We start from the raw sequence: 21,535 nt of genomic DNA, 5'->3' as shown, positions 1-21,535 counted from the left end.
GCAACCTGGTTAACCGAACCGCCATTTCCGTCAGTAATCGCATAACTCAAAACGATGGTAAAAATTTCACCTTCCGCGAGGAAGCCATACTCAGCAGGATCGAAAGTAAAAGCGTTTTCCGATATTGGCGAGAATCCCGGCGGCAACATCTCCGCCTGTTGCCCATTTACGGTAATAACCCCAGGAATAATTACTAGTGCGTCACCATTAGCATCTGTAGCGCCCTGGAGGAGATCAAGGACGAACGGATTGCCATCTTCAGTCGCATCTAGAGTAACTGGCCCAGCCACCACAGGCGACTGATTCGGGGCCGTGTCGTCCACCGGAGTAATGTCAAGGGTGGCGGTGCCTGTGGTGGTTAAGGCACCATCGGAAATCACATAGCTGAATGTAACACTGGTATCGTCATCCAGTGCCGGGGTGTAGCTCCATGTACCGTTGCCGTTGGCTACCAGAACGCCATTGCCTGAGGCAATTTGGAGACTGCTCACCGTTAGCGCATCGCCATCAGCGTCGCTGGCCGCAGCAAGTAGTTCGGCTGAAGTGATTAACCGTGCACCGCTGTCTTCCGCGATAGCACTCAGCGTTACTACTCCTGCCTTGGGTGCATCGTTGACCGGCGTAATGTTGTTCATGGCAACGGGGACATAAGATCCACTGACCTCATATACAGGCATCCCTGCCGCACCCACGCCCCAGCTACCGCTTATCGTATCGATAGCCTGCACTCTGAAGGCATCAGCAACATTCCCTCCCTGCACGTGCTCCCCAGTCAGCCAATAGATACGAGTATCCGAGCCAGTAACCAAAACATTATTGATATACAAACCGGCGCTGCGGAAAACTACATTACCAGCCGAAAAATCAACCTCACTCATTACGCCGTCAGCGTTTTTATACCAGAGAGACCCATCAGCCCCATCAGAGAGGAGGAACCCATCGGTATTGCTTGATTCGTTTGCACGCAACTGCAACAAGCTATAGCTAATTGCATAGTATTGATCTTCAACCGCACCACTGAATGCATTAACTTTGGTTAGAGTCACAGCCATGTCGCTCTCCACCCTCTTTCACTGAAAGAGTGCAATAAATTTTTAACCTAAAGAAGACGGCAGAACGCCTCTCCGCCGCCACAATCACGAATTACCAGCTGTAACCAACGCCAACACTAGCGGCGGTTTTCGAGGCGGTATTGCGGCTTACACCGGCCGTCACGGAAGTAGACTCGGTAACCGCAGCACGGAAACCGATGGCGACCGCACTCTCACTGGCATAAGAACCAAGACCAGCCCCGACAGTGAAGCGCTTCCCTGGAGCAGGCGCAGGAATGGCAGCCAGAGCAGCAACGGAGGCAACACCGCCGTAAGCTCGCTCTGCAATTTCATCGATTCGCTCATCCAAAGCATTGAAGCGCGCATCGACACGGTTTGAGAATTCATTCAGGGCAGCAGATGAGCCTGACTGCATCGCATTTAGCTGGCGAATATTGACTGCATCGGTATCTGCCTGCCCATCAGCTACATTCGAGATAACATCGCCGTTTGCATTAATCGAAGCAGTCACCGTATCAGCAGTGATATCGCTTGCCGTAAGCGTCGTAACACTTGTATCCCCACTCACAGTGAGAGAGCCGCCATTTGTTACACTCAACTGACCCGAGTTAACATTCACGTTGCCAGAAAAATCGCTCTGAGATGCACCAATGGTTGTATTTTCACCAGTAACTCCATCAGTGACGCTTACCGTAGCGTTTGAACCATCGACCGAAACCGAGTTACCCAGCCCAGGCACGCCACCGACGGCGTCATCAATGTAAATCGTCGTCACGTCTTGGTTGTCTAGAGCAGTCCCCCCGACATCTGTCATCACTTCAGCCGAAGCCCCACCCCCTGCCAGCATCGCCAGCATCGCGCACGCGAGCAGCGATTTGCGGCCAATCGCGAGATGTTGGGTGCATTCCAGATTGTCTGTACAAACGTGCTTTTGCATTGGATTAGTCCCTTGAAAAATCGATGGCTACAGTGATCAATATCGCAGCATAATGGCATCATTTCAACATCGAGATGATGCCTCATCGCAATTTTTCAGGCGTCAAAAATATATCAAAAATGATAGATTTCAGATTAAAGCGGCAATTTTCAGTCTCGGAAGGGCTCAGCAAAGCGCTCCGCTCAAACCACACCCGCCCCCTTCCCACCGGACATACCAAGCCGAACTCGCGCTGGCAAACCCTGGCAATCGCCCTGCTCGTCACGATCACGGGAATAACCAGCGACCCAGCCAGCGCGACAAACACAGAGTGTCAATCACTGCTACGAAAGCGTGACTTAGCGAGCGCGCAATCGATATGCAACCAGGAACTGGTCGCACAACAGGCAGCCGCCCGAAACGGAAAAAAAACGGAACTAGAGGCACTAGCAAGGGCGCACGACAACCTTGGCAGCCTCTATATGCTTCGGCGAGAACACAGGGAGGCAGAGGCACAGTACAGAGCAAGCCTGGCAGCGCGGCAAAAGGCGTTTGGCAGAAACCATCACCTTCAAGCCATCTCGATGCTTCCACTTGCAGAAGCACTGACCTTGCAGAGCAAAACCGCCGAAGCCGAGTCGTTATTGCTAAAGGCCCTAGCCCTAAGACAAAGCAGCCTGGGATCACACTCCGAAGCAGCAGCCCAAACCCACCACGCGCTAGGAGTATTTTATACGCGCACCAACGCGTCCAAGGCAGAAAGCTCGTTCCGCAAGGAGATCACTATACTTGAACGACTCTACCCATCAGGCTCGCCAGCGACAGCAATCGCCTACAACAATCTAGGAATTCTGCGCCAACGCGCCGGCCAAACTGATCAGGCCGAAAGCTATTATCGTAGCGCCGTAAGAATGCTGGAGCGCACCACCCCCAACGACAAGCGAAAATTGACAGGCCCGCTACTCAATCTCGCCACCGTACTCACTGAAAAAAAGCAGTACACCGCTGCAAAGCCTTTACTGCTTCAACTACTGAATATCAGGAAACAACTTCAGGGACCAAACGCCGTTGGTGTAGCGGACATACACAATCGACTTGGCATACTCCACAGTCGGACCGGCGCCATGGAGCTAGCCGAAGCAGAGCTACGCAAGGCACTGACCGTGCGCGAGAACAGCCTTGGAAGCAACCACCTACTGGTAGCAGAGAGCTGCACAAACCTGGGCATATTCCTGATGCATAGGAACCGCCTAAAGGAAGCACTACCCCTGCTACGGCACGCGGCTGCAGTCACACACAGCCAAACAGGCCCCCAAAGCACCCAGACAGCAACCGCCTGGACGAATCTGGAGCAGCTGTATGGCCGCCTCATTCAAGAGGCGACAGCAAGAAATTAAATTTCCAGCCTTAGGTTCTGTACGAAAAGTCTGAACGGGCAGAATCGGCGCCATGACAGGCTGGAGGCGGCGCGCATGGCAAAGCGTTACGAACTCCCGGATGCAGCTTGGGAGCTGATCGCTGATTTGGTTTCCCCCGAACAGAAGATGGGGCGACCTCGCAGCGATGACCGACTGATGCTCAACGGCATTTTCTGGGTACTGTGCTCAGGTGCAGCCTGGCGCGACCTGCCAGAGCGGTTCGACCCCTGGTCGACGGTGTAGCAGCGGTTTCGTGACTGGCGGGATGACGGCACGTTCGAGCAGGTTCTTGAGCGTTTGCACATTCACCTGAATCAGGAAGGACTGATCGATCTGGATACTTGGATGATCGACTCCCCAGCGGTGCGAGCAACCCGAGCCTCTTCTGGCACCGGGAAAAGGGGGGCCAGAAGAACCGGTAGACCATGCATTGGGGCGTAGCCGAGGCGGCCTGACCACCAAGATCCAAATGGTCTGCGATGCCAACGGTGTGCCTCTGCGCTTTTTGCTGTCGCCGGGCCAGGCCAGCGACATCACGAATGCCCAGGCACTCCTGGATCAGGTTCGCATCCCTGGCAAGCCAGGCTGGTCCCGCAAGCGCTGCCGCTGGTTGCTGGCAGACAAAGGCTACGATGCCGAGCACTTGCGCCAGTACTGCGACCGTTACCGGATGCAGCCTGTGATTGCGCTGCGAACCATGAAACGCAAGCCCAAGCCCGGCCTGCCAAGGCTGTTCGACCGCCCCAAATACCGGCAGCGCAACAGCATTGAGCGGATGTTCGGCTGGCTGAAGGAGAGCCGCAGAATCGGCACTCGCTACGACAAGCTGGCAAGAAGTTTTGCTGCAATGGTCTGACGGGCTTGCACGCTACGGCGCCTACGGCAGTACTTTTCGTACAGAACCTAAAGTGAAAAGTAAAAAAGAAAATGGAAGGGGTAACTACGACCTTGCTTTTATTGGCGTCCCAGGCGAGGTTCGAACTCACAACCTTCCCCTTAGGAGGGGGATGCTCTATCCAATTGAGCTACTGGGACAGTACGCGGCGGCATGTTAACGAGACGAGCGCGGTTTGTCATGCCCCTATAGCTGTCCTCAACGTGGCCGACAGGCGAAATACACAGCGAGCAAATCTCGCCGTCGTGCAATTTGCATTAACCCACAGGAGCGGCCGTGCAAAACGCAAGCAACCTCATGGAGGAATACAAGATAACTTATTGATTTATAAAGACTTTTTTAAATTTAAAGCTTGGCACAACTGCTGCACTACAGAAGAAAAAATCAAATATGGCGCAAGGGATAACGCTCATGAGCACGCCGGCTTTTCTTCTCTGCGCAGGACTGGCATTTGCGGTCCTGATCTCAATGCAGCTCCCAGACGAAATACAACAATCTAACCACGACTCATCTCCTCGACTGTCGGCACAGCCCACCGCCACCACCTATCGGGCGGCGGCAAACACTCTCAGCGTCATCGAACCCATCATTCACACGCAGCCACAACGCTGGGTCTTCTAAGGACGATTGTCGACAGGTTTCGCAATCAGCAAAAAGGAGTTGCCATGTCCAGATTTGCATACATCTGCTTGGTGCTGACGATGATCAGCGCGTGCGGCACGTTTCTCTTTCCTCAAAGCCTTGGCGTACTGGCGCCAGCCTGGAAGGCAGGACTGGGAATCTTCGGATTGCTTTTCCTAGTGGCAATGGTGATTGGCCGCCGAATCAAGTTCGATCCGGTGCTGCGGTAGGAATATGGGATTGCATCACAGTAAAGGCACTTTGATACTACAACGTCTTTACTAATCAGCGGAACGCCGTACAATTGGCGCCATGAACCCGTCTCCAATTTTTCGCCGGCAGACGGAACAGTAGGTGCTGATGATTGTCAGACCGGTGACCACCCCGGCAATACGCCAGCACTCCCACCTGACTAACCGGTTAATTATGCGCCCCATGAAACAGGCAATTTACTCCAGCCGCACGGCTGACAAATTCGTAGTACGACTCCCCGACGGCATGCGCGAACGCATCGCTGAAGTGGCGCGCAATCACCACCGCAGCATGAATTCGGAAATCATCGCGAGACTGGAGCAAAGCCTGCTACAGGAAGGCGCGCTCGATGACGATCTCAGCATGCGCCTCGACAGCCCGGAGTTGTCGCTGCATGAAAGGGAGCTCCTGCAGCGCTTTCGCCAGCTCGCCCATCGTCAGCAGAACGCGCTCATTGCACTGATCGCGCAGGACGCCGAACTCGTCAAAGAAGAAGGCTGATACGCAATTACAAGGGCTCTGCGGAGCCCTGCACGATCACCGCGGCCCATAAACCACCACGGTGATCCAGCATGCACTCACCTACCAGTCGGTACAGGGCGTGTGCCCGCTACTATCAGTCTTTCTACTGCGCCTTAAGCCCTTGCTTTGCGCCCACGCCGGTTTCGCTCACCCGGTCAACATCGTTGCGCAAATGAGCGGAACGCGTTCCGTCTTGAGCCGCAGGCTGACACATGGATGCCGACAGGCCGGACCGAGCCTTGCAACATCCTAAGATTGAGCGGCCCGGACGGGCACCTCAGCGCAAAGGCACCCGCCCCGAAGCCTGGACCAAGCTAGCCCACGAAGTTGAGCAGGACACCGGCAGCGACGGCAGAACCGATCACCCCCGCGACATTCGGGCCCATCGCGTGCATCAGCAGGAAATTCTGTGGATTCGCCTCCAATCCAAGCTTGTTCGATACACGCGCAGCCATTGGCACGGCCGATACACCCGCAGAGCCGATCAATGGATTGATCTTGTTCTGGCTGAAACGGTTCATCAGCTTGGCCATGAATATTCCCGCCGCAGTACCACCACAGAACGCGACCATACCCAGCACCAATATCCCCAGCGTCTTCAACTGCAGGAAAGCTTCTGACGACAGCTTGGATCCTACTGTCAGGCCTAGCGCGATCGTGACGATGTTGATCAGCGCGTTGCGCGAGGTGTCCGCCAGACGATCCACGACGCCACACTCACGCAACAGGTTGCCGAACGCAAACATGCCTACCAACGGAGCCGCGTCCGGTAGCAACAAGCCGACCAACAGACAGAGCACCAAAGGGAAGACGATCTTCTCGGTCTGACTGACGTGACGAAGCTGAGTCATGACGATGGCACGCTCTTCCTTCGTCGTCATGGCCCGCATGATCGGCGGCTGTATCAGCGGCACCAGCGCCATGTATGAATATGCCGCCACCGCAATGGGGCCGAGCAGCTCGGGGGCCAGCTTGGAGGTCACGAAAATCGAGGTCGGACCGTCAGCGCCGCCGATGATCGCAATCGAAGCGGCTTCACGCAGCGTGAACTCCATGCCCGGTATGCCCGCCGCAGTGAGCGCCAGCGCACCGAGCAAGGTCGCGAATATGCCGAACTGCGCCGCAGCCCCAAGCAACAGGGTCTTCGGATTGGCCAGCATAGGCCCGAAGTCGGTCATCGCTCCCACACCCATGAAGATCAGGAGAGGGAAGACACTGGTTGGCAGGCCCACTTCGTAGAACAGGTGCAGGATGCCCGCACCCTCGGCCATGTTGGCGACCGGAATGTTGGCCAGGATGCCGCCAAAACCGATCGGTATCAGCAGCAACGGCTCGAAACCCTTGCGGATCGCCAGGTAGATCAGCCCCAGGCAGACAACTATCATCAACGCCTGGCCTGGCTCCAGGTGATACAACCCGGTGCCCTGCCACAGCTTGAGCAACTTATCCATGCGACTCCCCTTAGGCGATGCTCAGCAGGCTGTCGCCGACCGAAACCGAGTCGCCAACCTTGACGTTGACCGAGGCAACAGTGCCGGCCTTGAACGCTCGTATCTCGGTTTCCATCTTCATGGCTTCGAGGATCACCACCAGGTCGCCCTCCTGCACAAGTTGGCCAGGCTTTACCAAAACCTTGAAGATGTTGCCCGCCAATGGCGCAGGTTGCGCTTCGCCGCTTTCCGGAACGGATGAGGATGCGCCCGTCGAGGCACTTACCGCTCCAGCACCCAGCGATTTGATACCTTCGATATCGCCACCGTCGGTGACCTGTACGACATACGTCTTTCCATTTACCTCGACGGTATACGCCTGCGGCTTGCCCGGCTCGAGGACAGTTGCATCGTTGCCGGTCGGCACTGGCTCGAATGCAGCCGGATTACCCCGATTCTCAAGGAACTTCAAACCAATCTGAGGGAACAGGGCATAGGTCAGAACGTCATCGATCGAGTCGGTCGCCAGCTCGATGCCTTTTTCATCGGCCAACCCTTGCAGCTCGGTAGTCAGACGGTCCATCTCCGGCTGCAGCAGGTCTGCCGGACGACAGGTGATGACTTGCGCACCATCCAGCACCCGCGCCTGCAGCTCTGCATTGAACGGGGCTGGAGCCGCACCGTACTCACCCTTGAGCACACCGGCCGTCTCCTTGGTGATCGACTTGTAGCGCTCGCCGGTCAGCACATTGATCACCGCCTGGGTGCCAACGATCTGCGAAGTCGGTGTCACCAGCGGGATGAACCCCAGGTCCTCCCGGACCCGCGGGATCTCCGCAAGCACATCATCGAACTTGTCCAGAGCGCCCTGTTCCTTCAGTTGGCCTTCCATGTTCGTCAGCATGCCGCCAGGCACCTGGGCTACCAGAATCCGCGAATCGACCCCGCGCAGCGTGCCCTCAAACCTCGCATACTTCTTGCGCACCTCGCGGAAGTACGCCGCGATTTCTTCGAGCAATTCCAGATTCAGGCCCGTGTCTCTGTCCGTGCCCTGGAAAATCGCAACCACCGACTCCGTCGGCGAATGCCCGTAGGTCATCGAGAGCGAGGAAATGGCGGTATCGACGTTGTCGATGCCGGCTTCGACGGCCTTCAGGATCGCAGCAGTGGACAACCCCGCCGTAGCGTGACACTGCATATGAACCGGAATGGAGAGACTGCTCTTCAGGCGCGATACCAGCTCAAACGCCATGTAGGGCGTGAGAATGCCGGCCATGTCCTTGATAGCCACCGAATCAGCACCCATGTCCTCGATCTGCTTGGCCAGGTCGACCCACATTTCAAGCGTGTGCACCGGACTGGTGGTGTAGGAGATCGTGCCTTGCGCATGCCTGCCGTTCCGCTTGACCGCGCGCAAGGCCGTCTCGAGATTGCGAGGATCGTTCATCGCGTCGAATACGCGGAACACGTCAACGCCGTTGACAGCAGCACGCTCGACGAATTTTTCCACCACGTCGTCAGCATAGTGCCGGTATCCCAGCAGGTTCTGCCCCCGCAGCAGCATCTGCTGGCGAGTATTGGGCATGGCCTTCTTGAGCTCGCGGATACGCTCCCAGGGGTCCTCACCCAGATAGCGAATGCAGGCGTCGAAAGTCGCGCCACCCCAGCTTTCCACCGACCAGAAACCTACCTGATCAAGCTTGGCTGCAATCGGCAGCATGTCTTCCAGCCGGACGCGGGTGGCGAGGATGGATTGGTGCGCATCACGCAGCACCACATCGGTGATGCCGAGCGGCTGTTTAGCAACGGTCATGGAAGGAACTCCCTTTCCAGGGTCAACCGCGCCGCGCGCGGTGTTGATGAATAGCGGCCTGGATGGCTGCAAGAATGTCCGCATCTGCCTCTGCGCTAGCAGCCGGCGCAGCCGCCAGCTGAGGTGCCGGAACACTGACAAAGCGAGCGGTCAGGTAAGACATCAGGCGAATGCAGAGGATCAACAGGACGAGGAAGGCAAAGACGAAACCGATGCCGAACAGCATGATTTCCACGCCTTCGAGCAGGAGTTGGCTAGGGGTCATCGGGAATTCCCTTATCAGCAGCTCAGGCCGCTTGTTATTCGCTGCGTTAGTTCGGACGCGTTTCGCGACAGGCGAAACGGCCGAACCTTAGCCCGAAACAAGGAAGCAAGGCAAACCTGAAGAAGGTACGAAAACCGCTCTTACAGGAGAAAAATGGTTGCCAACCCGAGGAAAATGAAAAATCCGCCGCTGTCGGTCATGGCCGTGATCATCACGCTGGCCCCCATTGCCGGATCGCGCCCCAGACGCGCCAGGGTCATCGGAATCAGCACTCCCATAAGCGCGGCCAGCAACAGATTCAGCGTCATCGCGGTAGTCATCACCACCCCGAGCGACCAGCTGCCATACAGCCACCAGGCGACAGCACCGATGACACCGCCCCATACCACGCCATTGACCAACCCTACCCCGACCTCCTTGCGCAACAGACGCGTTGTATTGCCGGTACCCACCTGATCCAGTGCCATGGCGCGAACGATCATGGTGATCGTCTGGTTGCCGGAGTTGCCGCCAATGCCTGCGACAATTGGCATCAGGGCGGCCAGCGCCACCAGCTTCTCGATCGAACCATCGAACAGTCCGATGACACGCGAGGCAATGAATGCAGTGATCAGATTGACGGCCAGCCAGGCCCAACGGTTACGTACCGACTTCCAGACGGATGCGAAGATATCTTCCTCTTCGCGCAGACCCGCCATGTTGAGGACTTCGCTTTCACTCTCCTCGCGGATCAGGTCGACCATCTCATCGATGGTCAGGCGGCCGATCAGCTTGCCACCCTTGTCGACGACCGGCGTGGAAACCAGGTCATAGCGCTCGAAGGCCTGGGCGGCATCATAAGCATCTTCGTCGGGATGGAAGGTGACCGGATCGCTGGCCATCACCTCCGCGACCTGCTTGTCCGGATCGTTCACCAGGAGACGCTTGATCGGCAGCACCCCCTTGAGCACGCCGTCATAATCAACCACAAATAGCTTGTCGGTATGCCCAGGCAGCTCCTTCAGGCGGCGCAAATAGCGCAGCACCACCTCAAGACTGACATCCTCGCGAATGGTGACCATCTCGAAGTCCATCAGCGCGCCGACCTGATCCTCCTCATAGGACAAAGCCGAGCGCACCCGCTCGCGCTGCTGAGCGTCGAGACTCTCCATCAACTCGTGCACGACATCGCGCGGCAGTTCGGGTGCCAGATCCGCCAGTTCGTCGGCGTCCATTTCCTTGGCCGCGGCAAGCAGCTCGTGATCGTCCATATCGGCGATCAGCGTTTCCCGAACAGCGTCGGAAACCTCGAGCAGAATATCGCCGTCACGCTCGGCCTTGACGAGCTGCCAGACAGTCAGGCGCTCATCGAGCGGCAATGCCTCGAGGATGTGAGCAACGTCTGCCGGGTGCAGCTCTTCCAGCCTGCGCTGCAACTCAGAGAGGATCTGATGTTGGTCGTAGCTGTCACCCAGATCTGCCTGCTGGCCGTCCTGGCGCGACCCTCCGTCCTCACCCAGGCGGCGTCGCTGCAGCAACTCGACCACCTGCGCCAGGCGGTCCTGCAAGGTTTCTTGGGGCTTTTTTGCTTCTACTTCTGTCATGGCGCACTCCACCCCCGGCCTGGAGCGCGCCAGGGGAATCATTCAATCAATAGGTGATTGGCAACCGGAAAACGTGAGCGACTACTGGGTAAGTCCATAAGGAAAGGTTATTCCACAGACCCTAATGGGCGAATGCGGCAATCATAACATCGTGATGGCGGGCTCGATGCGCTCAAGTACAGCCATTCTCGGCGACCTGTACACAAACGACGCAAACCACCCAACCGTTACGGCAAAGCCGACATTGTGTCGACGCCTTCACGCAGCGAGGAGACACGGATGTCATGACAGGTTTTATTGAGTAGCCTGCACAAGCGATTGCTCAGTCACGGAGGACGAGAATGAAAGCGATGGCTATCTGCACAAGCCTGCTCTTGCTGGCGAACCCGGCATTTTCCGCGAACGTGTTTCGCTGCATCGACCCATCGGGGCATGTCACCTTCAGCCAGCAAGGATGCCCAGAAGAACAGCATCAGCAACGGCAACGTGCAACCAACCCGACGCCCAGCTCGGGCAAGGCAGTACCCATGGCACCCTCACGAACCAAAGGAGATGCCAGCCGCCAGGCGGACAATGAGCTGGCGATTGTCGCGGAAAAGGATGATGGCTGTGGAAACAGAGTGACCGGGAGCGCCCGGCGCAGCGCGATCATCGGCAAGCGCGTCCGCCCCGGAATGACCCGCAACGATGTCGAAAGTGCACTGGGTCGACCGGAGAGCATCACCAGCAACAATGGCAGGCAACGCCTGCGCTTTCGCGACAGCAGTGGCCAGGTACGCACAGTCAGCTTTGACGAGAACGGCTGCGTACTGGGCGGGCGCAAATGAACGGAAACGAAAAAGGGCCTGCATCGCTGCAGGCCCTTCTTCTAGTTGGCGCACTCAGGAGGATTCGAACCTCCGACCGCTCGGTTCGTAGCCGAGTACTCTATCCAGCTGAGCTATGAGTGCGTAAGTGCTTGATAGACCAGATCACTTCTGGTTGCTTGAAAGATCCACATGAAAGTCGATCGTTCGAAGTATGGCGCACTCAGGAGGATTCGAACCTCCGACCGCTCGGTTCGTAGCCGAGTACTCTATCCAGCTGAGCTATGAGTGCGCTGAGCGTGCGCATTATAGGGAGTAAACATTGACGGTCAAGTCTTTTGCCACTTGCGCTTTCTTGATTGAAAGCAGGCTGCCGCGACCATCAGAACCCTAGAACGCAAAATGGCGGAGAAGGGGGGATTCGAACCCCCGACACCCTTTTGAGGTGTACTCCCTTAGCAGGGGAGCGCCTTCGGCCACTCGGCCACCTCTCCGCAACACGGGGCGCATCATACCCATCTTTACCCCGTTTGCAAAGCCAAAAATCACAGAAAAATTAGTGGCTTGGTTCTTGGTCCTTCTCTTTCTGGATCCGTTGGTAAATCTCCTCTCGATGCACCGCCACCTCCTTGGGGGCATTTACGCCGATACGTACCTGGTTCCCTTTCACGCCCAACACAGTGACAGTCACATCGTCACCCACCATCAGGGTCTCTCCAACCCGGCGAGTCAGAATCAGCATTCCTTTCTCCTTAAACGGATTCAGTTCAGTAAACAATCTGCAGAAAAATACGGATCATGTCCGTAAAACGTTGAAGCTAGAGCCTTTCACCAGCTATTGACCCGCGCGCAGGAGCCTAAAGTTCCTTTTCGCGCAACCCAAGACGACAGAAGGCGCGCACTGGCGCGCCCTCTGCGATTCATTCCGCAGTATTGCCAGCCGGGGCATCCAGTTCGAAAGCAGTATGCAGAGCTCGTACGGCGAGCTCGAGATACTTCTCCTCGATAACCACCGACACCTTGATCTCCGAAGTGGAAATCATCTGGATATTGATGTTTTCCTTGGCCAGCGCCTCGAACATCCGGCTGGCAACGCCGGCGTGCGAACGCATGCCGACGCCCACGATGGAAACCTTGGCAATGTCGGTGTCGCCGATCACTTCCCGGGCGCCCATTTCACTCGCAATGCTCTGCAGAACCTGCAAGGCATTGTTGTAGTCGTTTCGATGCACGGTGAACGTGAAATCGGTGGTGTTATCGTGCGCGACGTTCTGCACGATCATGTCCACTTCCACATTCGCCGCGCTGATCGGCCCGAGTATCTTGAAGGCCACGCCGGGCGTGTCCGGCACCCCACGGATGGTCAGCTTGGCCTCGTCGCGATTGAAGGCGATGCCGGAAATGATGGGCTGTTCCATGGATTCCTCTTCATCAAGGGTAATGAGGGTACCCGGACCCTCCTGAAAACTGTGCAGCACGCGCAACGGAACGCTGTACTTGCCGGCGAACTCGACCGCCCGGATCTGAAGCACCTTGGAGCCGAGGCTAGCCATTTCCAGCATTTCCTCGAACGTGATCTTGTCCAGGCGCTGAGCCTTCGCCACGACGCGAGGATCGGTCGTATACACGCCATCCACATCGGTATAGATCTGGCACTCATCGGCCTTCAGCGCCGCTGCCAGCGCCACACCGGTGGTATCGGAACCGCCACGGCCGAGCGTGGTGATATTGCCCTTTTCATCGACACCCTGGAATCCGGCCACCACGACCACCCGGCCCGCCTTGATATCGCGCTGGATACGCTGGCCATCGATCTGCAGGATGCGCGCCTTGGTATGCGCGCTATCAGTGAGAATGCGGACCTGATTGCCAGTGTAGGACACCGCCGGTACACCGCGCTTGATCAGTGCCATCGCCAGCAAGGCGATGGTGACCTGCTCGCCGGTTGACACCATCACGTCCAGCTCGCGGGCAACCGGCTGTTCGCTGATCTGCCTGGCGAGATCGATCAGGCGGTTGGTTTCGCCGCTCATGGCCGACACGACGACAACGATATCGTCACCACCGTCGCGGAATTTCTTGACCTTTTCGGCCACCTGCTCGATACGCTCGACGGTGCCGACCGAGGTACCCCCAAACTTCTGTACGATCAAAGCCATTGTTAGCCGCCTAAAGCCCGCTAGGGGCGATCATTAAACAAACGAACTCGACAACACGATCAAAGCGCCTGCTCTGCGAACGGGCGGGCCAGCGCCAGCGCATCATCCAGCCTGGCCGGCTCGCTGCCGCCACCTTGCGCCATGTCGGGACGACCACCACCCTTGCCACCCACTGCTGCAGCAGCCTGCTTCATCAGGTCACCGGCCTTCAGGCGAGAGGTCAGGTCCTGAGTCACGCCAGCGACCAGCACCACCTTGTCGTCCTGCACCCCCCCCAGCAGGATGACGGCGCTACCCAGCTTGTTCTTCAGCTGATCGACCAGCGCAAGCAATGCCTTGCCGTCGAGCCCATCCTGACGCGCCGCGAGCACACGCACACCCTTGACCTCCACTGCCGACGCAGCCAGATCATTGCCCGCGGCGCTGGCGGCCTTGGCCTTGAGCTGCTCGAGCTCCTTCTCCAGCTGGCGGTTGCGTTCGAGGATACCGCCGAGCTTGTCCAGCAGGTTGTCACGACTGCCCTTGAGCAGACTCGCGGCCTCCTTGAGCTGTTCTTCGGCCTGGTTCAGATAGACCAGGGCCTGCGCTCCGGTAACGGCCTCGATCCGCCGCACACCGGCCGCCACGCCACCTTCGCTGGTGATCTTGAACAGCCCGATGTCGCCGGTCCGATTTACGTGAGTGCCACCGCACAACTCGACCGAGAAACCGCCACCCATGGTCAGCACCCGGACGGTGTCGCCGTACTTTTCACCGAACAGCGCCATCGCGCCCTTGGTTTTGGCAGACTCGATGTCGGTCTCTTCGATCTCCACTGCGGAGTTGCGGCGGATCTCGGCGTTGACGCGATCTTCCAGCGCTCGCAGCTGTTCGGGCCTGATCGCCTCGAAGTGACTGAAGTCGAAGCGCAGCCGCTGGCTGTCCACCAGCGAGCCCTTCTGGCTCACATGTTCGCCGAGTATCTCGCGCAGCGCTGCATGCAGCAGGTGCGTGGCCGAGTGGTTGAGCGCAGTGGCCTGGCGCACCGAGGAGTCCACGGTGGCTTCCACCTCGGCACCGACTCGCAGCGTGCCGCTGTCGAGGATACCGTGGTGCAGGAAAGCACCGCCGGCCTTGCTGGTGTCACGGACGTCGAAACGCAATCCCTGAGCCTCGAGATAACCGCAGTCACCGATCTGGCCACCGGACTCGGCATAGAACGGCGTCTGATCGAGCACCACCACGCCCTCCTCGCCCGCGCTCAGGCTGTCGACTACCACGCCCTCCTTGAACAAGGCCAACACCTTGCCGTTGCCGGAAGTACCCTGGTAACCGGTGAAACGTGTCTCCCCTTCAACCTTGACCAGGCTGTTGTAGTCCATGCCGAAGGCGCTGGCCGAACGCGCACGCTCGCGCTGGGCCTGCATTTCGCGCTCGAAGCCGGCTTCGTCGAGAGTCAGGTTGCGCTCGCGGGCGATGTCGCCGGTCAGGTCCACCGGGAAACCGTAGGTGTCGTACAGCTTGAATACCACTTCACCGGGTATGACGCTGCCGGCAAGCCCTGCCAGATCCTGCTCGAGAATCTTCAGGCCCTGCTCCAGGGTCTTGGCGAACTGCTCTTCCTCGTTCTTCAGTACGCGCTCGATGTGCGCCTGCTGCTGCTTGAGCTCGGGGAAGGCATCGCCCATTTCCGCCGCCAGCGCAGTCACGATGCGATGGAAGAAGCTGCCCTTGGCGCCGAGCTTGTTGCCGTGACGGCAGGCGCGACGAATGATGCGGCGCAGCACGTAGCCGCGCCCTTCGTTGGACGGGGTCACGCCGTCGGCGATCAGGAAGCCGCAGGAGCGGATGTGGTCGGCGACGACCTTCAGCGATGCCTGGCCTTCGTTGCGGCAGCCGATGGCCTCGGCCGCGGCGTTCAGCAGGCTCTGGAAGAGGTCGATCTCGTAGTTGGAGTTGACGTGCTGCAGGACCGCACTGATGCGCTCCAGGCCCATGCCGGTGTCGACACTCGGCGCCGGTAGCGGATGCATCACGCCATCGGCCGTCCGATTGAACTGCATGAAGACGTTATTCCAGATCTCGATGTAGCGATCGCCATCTTCCTCCGGCGAGCCGGGCGGGCCGCCCCAGATGTGCTCGCCATGGTCGAAGAAAATCTCGGTGCAAGGGCCGCACGGACCGGTGTCGCCCATCGCCCAGAAGTTGTCCGAGGCATATGGAGCGCCCTTGTTGTCACCGATACGCACCATGCGCTCGGCCGGCACGCCGACTTCCTTCGTCCAGATGTCGTAGGCCTCGTCGTCGCTGGCGTAGACGGTGACCCAGAGCTTCTCCTTGGGCAGGTTCAGCCACTTCTCGGACGTGAGGAACTCCCAGGCGTAGGTAATCGCATCGCGCTTGAAGTAGTCGCCGAAACTGAAGTTGCCGAGCATCTCGAAGAAGGTATGGTGACGCGCGGTGTAGCCGACGTTCTCCAGGTCGTTGTGCTTGCCGCCGGCACGCACGCACTTCTGGCTGGTGGTGGCGCGGGTGTAGGCGCGCTTCTCCAGGCCGAGGAAGCAGTCCTTGAACTGGTTCATGCCGGCGTTGGTGAACAACAGGGTCGGGTCGTTCGCCGGGATCAGCGAACTGGAGGCCACGCGAGTGTGGCCCTTCTCTTCGAAGAAGCGGAGGAAGGCTTCACGGATTTCTGCGCTTTTCATAGATTTCTTCCAGAGGACTGCGGCCGAACGGCTGCAAAACGACACGGCGAGGCGAGACCACCGAAAGCCGGTTCGCAACTACCCAACGGATAGCCGGCAAAGGGCCGCATTATATCGGCCCTGCGCGCCGGGTATAGGGGATAAAGGCGATTGAATCAAGCAATTCGACGTCAGCTGCGGCTCATGTTTTCGGCGAATTCGGCGAATGCGCTTACCACCACCGGAACATGTTCGTCGTGCACATCCATATGCGTAACCAGGCGCAGCTGCGACCCGGATGTCAGGCGGATGCCGCGCTGCGCACAGAAAGCCGTCAGCGCCGCGGCCTGGTCGCCCATGTCCACGTAGACCATGTTGGTCTGCACCGGCTCCACGCTGAAGCCGAGCGCTGCCAGCTCGTTGCCGAGCCACTCCGCACGCCGATGGTCGTCGCCCAGCCGCTTGATGTTGTGCTCCAGCGCGTACAAGCCAGCGGCGGCCAGGATGCCAGCCTGGCGCATGCCGCCACCCACCATCTTGCGCAGGCGCCGCGCCTTGGCGATGAACGCGTCGCTGCCGCACAGCACCGAACCGACCGGCGCGCCCAGGCCCTTGGACAGACAGACGGAAACCGTATCGAAGTGGCGGGTGATTTCGCGCGCATCGCAGCCGAGCTTAACCGCAGCGCTGAACAGCCGTGCTCCATCCAGATGCAAGGCCAGGCCGTGGCGCTGACTGAGTTCACGCGCAGCGGCCAGATACTCCAGCGGCAACACCTTGCCCTGCATGGTGTTTTCCAGGGCCAGCAAGCGGCTGCGGGCGAAATGGAAATTGTCCGGCTTGATGGCCGCCTCGACGCGCGCCAGGTCCAGCGTTCCATCGGCTTCCATCTCAATCGGCTGCGGCTGGATCGAGCCGAGCACGGCGGCCCCGCCGCCCTCGTACTTATAGGTATGCGCCTGCTGGCCAACGATGTATTCGTCGCCGCGCTCGCAGTGCGCCATCAAGCCCAGCAGGTTGCTCATGGTGCCGGAAGGAACGAACAGGCCCGCGGCGAAGCCCAAGTCCGCGGCGAGCCGGCACTCGAGACGGCTGACGGTCGGGTCCTCGGCATAGACATCGTCGCCGGTTTCAGCGCCAAGCATCGCCTCGCGCATTGCTGTCGTGGGCTGGGTAACGGTGTCGCTGCGCAGGTCGATGATGGTCATGAGATGTCCTTGGGGAGCGGGCAGGTTTCGCAACGCGGCGGCGCAATCAGCGTAGCAGGCGCGTGTCGAGCACCTTCGAGCCGCCGCCGAGCAGGGTTTCCGTCATTTCGACGAAATTATCGGTACTGACGGCATCCATGCGCATCAAGCCACGACTGACGTCGTCGAGCGAATGCCGACTCTTGCTGCGCTGGCGAATTTCCTTGTCCAGCTCCTGCAACAGCAGCACTGCGCGGGCGGTGACCGGCCCGCTGGAGCGCTCGGTGCGCAGACTGTCGACCTTGCGGCTCCACTTCGTCAGGTTTTCACGCACTGCCTGGTAGCGATCCTCGCTCATGCCACCGGCGCGCCGCACCAGCTCGATGGCGTAGTACTCGGCGAGGCCTTCGCTGATCCAGTCGCTGCGGTCCGTGTCCTTTATCCGGCTGAACACATGGACCAGCTCGTGCACCAGCGAACTGGTCCCGTTTTCGCTGACCATTGGCCGATCGGCATGCATATAGAGCGAATTCGGGCCGGACAGGCCGCCACGCCACATCGGGTCGCCGGCACCGACGATCAGCAGCTTCGCCGGATCGCGTGGAAAAACGTTTTGTACCTGCGGCCAGACAAACGTCAGCATCGTCAGGATATCCATACGCCGGACGCCTTCGCCGACAGGAGCAGCGATGGTGACGTCGGTTTCGCCGAGGCTGGCGCGACGAGTCCCCAGCTTGCCCGCCAGCATCCAGCCGGTCGGACGGTCGAATAGCCGCTCCCGGTTGTCGACCCGAAAACGATTCTTGCCGACGCGGGGCCAGCCGGTCTCGATGCTTTTCCAGCCGTCCGGGAGTTCGAAGGTGATACGCGACACCAGCGTCACGCCGTCCTCCTGGTCCAGCCGGGCCGGCGGCACCAGGTCATCGCCACGAAACAGGGCCCAGTCGCTGGTCATCCGTGCATCGTAGCGGCCGTTGGCACGCGGATGACTGATGCGCACGCGATAGCTGAGCTGCGCCTTGCCCTGGGCGGGCCGCCAGGTACCGCGCTGCGGCGTATCCTGCTGCCACTCGCCGTCGGCTTCGAAATGGCTGTAATAGCCGTCGTCGCCCAGATTGAACTCCAGGCGGCGCACCACTTCGCCCTTCTCGAGAATCAGTTGCACTTCAGCCTGATCCTCTTCAGGCAGAAAGCGCACGTGATAGTCCAGGTCGACTCGCTTGGCCGCATGAGCCTGAGCGCAAACGAAAACGACGAGGGCAGACAGCGACAACAGTCGGGCTAGCATCGAAGAAAAACTCCAGGGAATCGGGTAAGCGCAGGGGGTTTGCCGGCCTTGAGACGATGCAAGGGACGAGTAGATTCAACCGGCGCGAAAAATCAGATGGTCTTCCCAGTGCTCCTCGGCAACGCTGCCTTCGGCGAGCATTCTGCCGGCCTGGGAAATCCGTTCTACATGCACTGCCTCGGGGTCACCACAAACCAGATGATGCCAGAGCGGCAGATCCTTGCGCTCGGCCACCAGACGGTACGCGCAGGTGGGTGGAAGCCACTTGAACTGGGCCGCATCCGAGGCATTCAGCTGAACGCAATCCGGCACGCTGGCACGCCGGTTGGGATAGTCGCTGCACCGGCAGGTCTTCAGATCGAGCAGCTTGCAGGCAATGCGTGTGTAATAGACGGCGCCGTCTTCCTCGTCTTCGAGTTTCTGCAGGCAGCAGAGCCCGCAACCGTCGCACAGCGATTCCCATTCGACGGAGTCGAGCTCGGCAAGGGTCTTGCGTATCCAGAAGGGTTCGACTTTGGCCGCCATGTGAGTGTCACTACCGGTAAAACCGGCAAGTCTAGCCACTGCCGGATATCCGGCCAATAGCCGGCAGGCAGAAGTCGCCGCCCGCGGACCGACCGTCTGCCGAAGAGGCAGACGGCCCGCGTCGGGTTATTGCTTGTCGAGCATCTGCCGGTGGCTACGCATCTGATCCAGCATCTGCTCCATGTGCTGGATGCGCATGTCGAGCATTTCCTTGGAAGGCGCGCCCATCATGCGACCGCCACCCATGGCGCCCGGCATCGCCTTGCCGCCCTGCTTGCCCATTCCTGCGCCGGGACCGCCCATTGGGCAGCCGCCCATCACGCCCATGCCGGACTGCATGCTCTGCCAATGCTCATCGCGGAGTTTCTGCCGTTCTTCCGGCGTCTTTGCGGACTGCCAGGCCTGCCGGTATTCCTGCATCTTCTGCCAGTGCTGCTGCCAGGCCTCGTTGTCGCTGGCAGGTGCCTGCTGAGCGCCAGCCGACATCGCCAGACCTGCCATTACCGAACCAATGATCAAAGAACGCGTTTTCATCGCCGTCTCCTTATACGTGTACGGTCGGCAGAGCGTAGCCCGATGGCGGCAACGAACCTTGTTCTCGATCAGGGTTTGCGGCGCGATCACATCGGATCATTCATCCGCAGCAGCTCTTCGGGCAGATGCTCGATGTAGTCGTCTTCGGCCGGCGGCATCTGCAGGTGATAGCCCTGCTTCTCGATGTTGGTGAGCACCTTGGAAATGTCTTCGCGCGCCAACTGCCGCTCGGGCGTCAGAACCATTTCGAAGGCCAGCTGTGGCGGCCCGAATGCGGCGAGCAAGCCTTCAGGCACACGCTTGAGTGCATCACGCTTCTCGACGTAGAGGTACATTCCGTCCTTGCGTGGGCTTTTATAGATGGAACAGATGAGTTTCATGATCGTTTTTCCAGGACATCGAGCAGGGCCTGCCCCATCCGCTCACGGCGCCAGCCGCGCAGCGATTCGGGCAGTTGATAGGGACCGTCGGGGTAGCCGGTTTTGAGCAGCGCCTCGAGTGTCTTCTTGCGCAGCATGAGCTCCGGCGCGATATCCAGCACCTTCGCTTCACGCTGGCCGACCGCACGCAGCTTCTTCAGCAGCGCCGAAACCTCCAGCGGCAATGGCTCTGGCAACACTGCAGGCCAGTCCTGCTCAGGCGTGGCGGCTGCCTGGCGGATCATGTCCAACAACGCCTCGCCGTCCTGGCGCACGGTGCGCGGGTGCATTTCGTCTATTCGTGCGAGCGTCACCAGGTCGCGCGGCTGGGTGCGTGCCAGCGGCCACAGGCTGGCCTCGCGCAGCACGCGATTGCGCGGCTGGTTGCGGGCCCGGGCCTGACGCTCGCGCCAGGCGGTCAGCGCCTTCAGCACAGCCAACTGCTGGGGCTTGAGTCGCCAGGCCTGTTTGACCTCACGATACGCCTCCTCCGGATCGGATTCGCGCTGCAGGTTGGCCACCAGCTCGGCGCCATCCTCCAGCAGCCAGGCTCGCTTGTCCTCGGAGAGCTTCGGCAACAGCGCTTCATAAAGTTCGGCCAGGTGCTGGGCATCCTCGGCGGCGTAGCGCACCTGCATCTCGCTCAAAGGTCGCTGCAGCCAGTCCGAGCGCGTCTCGCCCTTGGGCAATTCGATGCCGAGCACGGCCTGGACCAGCCGTGAATACCCCATGGAGAAACCGATATTCAGGTAACCGGCCGCCAGTTGGGTATCGAACAACGGTTGCGGAAGACTGCCGGTCAGGCGCAGCAGCACCTCCAGATCCTCGCTGCAGGCATGCAGCACCTTCACCACCGCAGGGTCTTGCAGCACACCGGCGAACGCTGTCCAGTTGCGCACCGCCAGCGGGTCGATCAGATAGGCGCGCCGGCCGTCCCCGACCTGCACCAGCCCGGCGATGGGATAGAAGGTATCGACCCTCATGAATTCGGTATCCACTGCCACATAAGGCAGCTGGCGCCATTCGGCGCACAGGCGGGCCAGATGCTCATCATCCAGGACCCATTGAGTTTCGATGGCCACACGGCCCTCCTTTTCGGCTGACGACCGGCGCGCGGCCGAACGAGGCGTGCAGTATATATCGGGCACCCGACCGGCCGGGGCATTCATGGCAGGCGCGCGCGCTGG

The 21,535-nt window shown here is 59.4% G+C and carries 19 protein-coding genes, 4 tRNA genes and 1 pseudogene; 5 read left to right on the top strand and 19 right to left on the bottom strand.

Annotated elements, in window-relative coordinates; translation table 11 throughout:
* On the bottom strand, positions 1-1,052 hold a 1,052-nt coding region (locus tag B597_RS0223815; RefSeq protein ID WP_031323769.1), incomplete at its 3' end, for a cadherin-like domain-containing protein.
* A gap of 91 nt (positions 1,053-1,143) precedes the next feature.
* Positions 1,144-1,989: a YadA-like family protein gene (locus tag B597_RS46740; protein WP_082321583.1), complete on the bottom strand. Its 846-nt coding sequence runs from the start codon at positions 1,987-1,989 to the stop codon at positions 1,144-1,146.
* A 74-nt stretch (positions 1,990-2,063) separates the two neighbouring features.
* Here B597_RS46740 and B597_RS43975 point away from each other — a divergent pair, with 74 nt between their 5' ends.
* Both B597_RS43975 and B597_RS46735 read left to right on the top strand, forming a co-directional pair.
* Positions 2,064-3,365 (top strand): tetratricopeptide repeat protein, encoded by a 1,302-nt coding sequence (locus B597_RS43975; protein ID WP_082321582.1) that lies wholly within the window; start codon positions 2,064-2,066, stop codon positions 3,363-3,365.
* A gap of 75 nt (positions 3,366-3,440) precedes the next feature.
* Positions 3,441-4,242: pseudogene (locus B597_RS46735) on the top strand (IS5 family transposase).
* Positions 4,243-4,344: 102 nt separating this feature from the next.
* Here the strand turns inward: B597_RS46735 and B597_RS43960 are convergent.
* Positions 4,345-4,421: transfer RNA gene (locus B597_RS43960), tRNA-Arg, on the bottom strand.
* A gap of 525 nt (positions 4,422-4,946) precedes the next feature.
* On the opposite strand from B597_RS43960, the gene B597_RS43955 reads away from it, so the two are divergent.
* Positions 4,947-5,132 (top strand): PA3371 family protein, encoded by a 186-nt coding sequence (locus B597_RS43955; protein WP_003292039.1) that lies wholly within the window; start codon positions 4,947-4,949, stop codon positions 5,130-5,132.
* Between the two features lie 196 nt (positions 5,133-5,328).
* Positions 5,329-5,655: an Arc family DNA-binding protein gene (locus B597_RS43950; protein WP_003292038.1), complete on the top strand. Its 327-nt coding sequence runs from the start codon at positions 5,329-5,331 to the stop codon at positions 5,653-5,655.
* Positions 5,656-5,990: 335 nt separating this feature from the next.
* Here B597_RS43950 and B597_RS43945 read toward each other — a convergent pair whose 3' ends face one another.
* The 4 genes from B597_RS43945 to mgtE all read right to left on the bottom strand — a co-directional run bounded on the left by B597_RS43945 (position 5,991) and on the right by mgtE (position 10,767).
* Entirely contained in the window at positions 5,991-7,127 is a 1,137-nt protein-coding gene (locus B597_RS43945) for a sodium ion-translocating decarboxylase subunit beta (protein ID WP_003292036.1), read from the bottom strand.
* Positions 7,128-7,137: 10 nt separating this feature from the next.
* The gene (gene oadA, locus B597_RS43940; protein WP_003292035.1) at positions 7,138-8,919 is read right to left on the bottom strand and encodes a sodium-extruding oxaloacetate decarboxylase subunit alpha; all 1,782 of its coding nucleotides are present in this window, start codon (positions 8,917-8,919) and stop codon (positions 7,138-7,140) included.
* A 22-nt stretch (positions 8,920-8,941) separates the two neighbouring features.
* Entirely contained in the window at positions 8,942-9,184 is a 243-nt protein-coding gene (locus B597_RS43935; protein WP_003292034.1) for an OadG family protein, read from the bottom strand.
* Between the two features lie 140 nt (positions 9,185-9,324).
* The gene (gene mgtE, locus B597_RS43930) at positions 9,325-10,767 is read right to left on the bottom strand and encodes a magnesium transporter (RefSeq protein WP_024162486.1); all 1,443 of its coding nucleotides are present in this window, start codon (positions 10,765-10,767) and stop codon (positions 9,325-9,327) included.
* Positions 10,768-11,108: 341 nt separating this feature from the next.
* On the opposite strand from mgtE, the gene B597_RS43925 reads away from it, so the two are divergent.
* On the top strand, positions 11,109-11,594 hold the full coding sequence (locus B597_RS43925; RefSeq protein WP_003292033.1) for a DUF4124 domain-containing protein: 486 nt from the start codon (positions 11,109-11,111) through the stop codon (positions 11,592-11,594).
* A gap of 46 nt (positions 11,595-11,640) precedes the next feature.
* Here the strand turns inward: B597_RS43925 and B597_RS43920 are convergent.
* The 12 genes from B597_RS43920 to rnd all read right to left on the bottom strand — a co-directional run bounded on the left by B597_RS43920 (position 11,641) and on the right by rnd (position 21,430).
* A tRNA-Arg gene (locus B597_RS43920) sits at positions 11,641-11,717 on the bottom strand.
* 71 nt (positions 11,718-11,788) lie between these two features.
* A tRNA-Arg gene (locus tag B597_RS43915) sits at positions 11,789-11,865 on the bottom strand.
* Positions 11,866-11,976: 111 nt separating this feature from the next.
* Positions 11,977-12,067 (bottom strand) — tRNA-Ser (locus tag B597_RS43910).
* Positions 12,068-12,129: 62 nt separating this feature from the next.
* Complete coding sequence (csrA, locus tag B597_RS43905; RefSeq protein WP_003283978.1) at positions 12,130-12,315, bottom strand: carbon storage regulator CsrA; 186 nt, start codon at positions 12,313-12,315, stop codon at positions 12,130-12,132.
* Between the two features lie 178 nt (positions 12,316-12,493).
* The gene (locus B597_RS43900) at positions 12,494-13,732 is read right to left on the bottom strand and encodes an aspartate kinase (RefSeq protein WP_003292032.1); all 1,239 of its coding nucleotides are present in this window, start codon (positions 13,730-13,732) and stop codon (positions 12,494-12,496) included.
* A 59-nt stretch (positions 13,733-13,791) separates the two neighbouring features.
* Entirely contained in the window at positions 13,792-16,416 is a 2,625-nt protein-coding gene (alaS, locus tag B597_RS43895) for an alanine--tRNA ligase (protein WP_024162485.1), read from the bottom strand.
* 170 nt (positions 16,417-16,586) lie between these two features.
* On the bottom strand, positions 16,587-17,603 hold the full coding sequence (gene ltaE, locus B597_RS43890; RefSeq protein WP_003292028.1) for a low-specificity L-threonine aldolase: 1,017 nt from the start codon (positions 17,601-17,603) through the stop codon (positions 16,587-16,589).
* A 46-nt stretch (positions 17,604-17,649) separates the two neighbouring features.
* On the bottom strand, positions 17,650-18,870 hold the full coding sequence (locus B597_RS43885) for a hypothetical protein (RefSeq protein ID WP_003292027.1): 1,221 nt from the start codon (positions 18,868-18,870) through the stop codon (positions 17,650-17,652).
* A gap of 75 nt (positions 18,871-18,945) precedes the next feature.
* Positions 18,946-19,395: a YcgN family cysteine cluster protein gene (locus B597_RS43880; RefSeq protein ID WP_003292026.1), complete on the bottom strand. Its 450-nt coding sequence runs from the start codon at positions 19,393-19,395 to the stop codon at positions 18,946-18,948.
* Positions 19,396-19,521: 126 nt separating this feature from the next.
* Entirely contained in the window at positions 19,522-19,929 is a 408-nt protein-coding gene (locus B597_RS43875) for a hypothetical protein (protein WP_003292025.1), read from the bottom strand.
* Between the two features lie 86 nt (positions 19,930-20,015).
* Positions 20,016-20,309: a YcgL domain-containing protein gene (locus tag B597_RS43870; protein WP_003292024.1), complete on the bottom strand. Its 294-nt coding sequence runs from the start codon at positions 20,307-20,309 to the stop codon at positions 20,016-20,018.
* Entirely contained in the window at positions 20,306-21,430 is a 1,125-nt protein-coding gene (gene rnd, locus B597_RS43865) for a ribonuclease D (protein ID WP_024162484.1), read from the bottom strand. The genes B597_RS43870 and rnd overlap by 4 nt, the downstream gene beginning before the upstream one ends.
* Between the last annotated feature and the right edge of the window lie 105 nt (positions 21,431-21,535).

The organism is Stutzerimonas stutzeri KOS6 (assembly GCF_000307775.2).
Taxonomy (GTDB): Bacteria; Pseudomonadota; Gammaproteobacteria; order Pseudomonadales; family Pseudomonadaceae; genus Stutzerimonas; species Stutzerimonas stutzeri_B.
The sequence above is the reverse complement of the archived record's forward strand: the minus strand, read 5'-3'. Positions and strand labels throughout refer to the sequence as shown.

Coding starts and splice junctions, on each gene's coding strand:
- B597_RS43935 (WP_003292034.1), bottom strand. CDS start 9,184: ATGACCCCTAGCCAACTCCTGCTCGAAGGCGTGGAAATCATGCTGTTC.
- ltaE (WP_003292028.1), bottom strand. CDS start 17,603: ATGACCATCATCGACCTGCGCAGCGACACCGTTACCCAGCCCACGACA.
- B597_RS43880 (WP_003292026.1), bottom strand. CDS start 19,395: ATGGCGGCCAAAGTCGAACCCTTCTGGATACGCAAGACCCTTGCCGAG.
- B597_RS43955 (WP_003292039.1), top strand. CDS start 4,947: ATGTCCAGATTTGCATACATCTGCTTGGTGCTGACGATGATCAGCGCG.
- oadA (WP_003292035.1), bottom strand. CDS start 8,919: ATGACCGTTGCTAAACAGCCGCTCGGCATCACCGATGTGGTGCTGCGT.
- B597_RS43870 (WP_003292024.1), bottom strand. CDS start 20,309: ATGAAACTCATCTGTTCCATCTATAAAAGCCCACGCAAGGACGGAATG.
- mgtE (WP_024162486.1), bottom strand. CDS start 10,767: ATGACAGAAGTAGAAGCAAAAAAGCCCCAAGAAACCTTGCAGGACCGC.
- B597_RS43875 (WP_003292025.1), bottom strand. CDS start 19,929: ATGAAAACGCGTTCTTTGATCATTGGTTCGGTAATGGCAGGTCTGGCG.
- B597_RS43975 (WP_082321582.1), top strand. CDS start 2,064: ATGATGCCTCATCGCAATTTTTCAGGCGTCAAAAATATATCAAAAATG.
- csrA (WP_003283978.1), bottom strand. CDS start 12,315: ATGCTGATTCTGACTCGCCGGGTTGGAGAGACCCTGATGGTGGGTGAC.
- B597_RS43925 (WP_003292033.1), top strand. CDS start 11,109: ATGAAAGCGATGGCTATCTGCACAAGCCTGCTCTTGCTGGCGAACCCG.
- B597_RS43900 (WP_003292032.1), bottom strand. CDS start 13,732: ATGGCTTTGATCGTACAGAAGTTTGGGGGTACCTCGGTCGGCACCGTC.
- B597_RS46740 (WP_082321583.1), bottom strand. CDS start 1,989: ATGCAAAAGCACGTTTGTACAGACAATCTGGAATGCACCCAACATCTC.
- B597_RS43945 (WP_003292036.1), bottom strand. CDS start 7,127: ATGGATAAGTTGCTCAAGCTGTGGCAGGGCACCGGGTTGTATCACCTG.
- alaS (WP_024162485.1), bottom strand. CDS start 16,416: ATGAAAAGCGCAGAAATCCGTGAAGCCTTCCTCCGCTTCTTCGAAGAG.
- B597_RS43950 (WP_003292038.1), top strand. CDS start 5,329: ATGCGCCCCATGAAACAGGCAATTTACTCCAGCCGCACGGCTGACAAA.
- B597_RS43885 (WP_003292027.1), bottom strand. CDS start 18,870: ATGCTAGCCCGACTGTTGTCGCTGTCTGCCCTCGTCGTTTTCGTTTGC.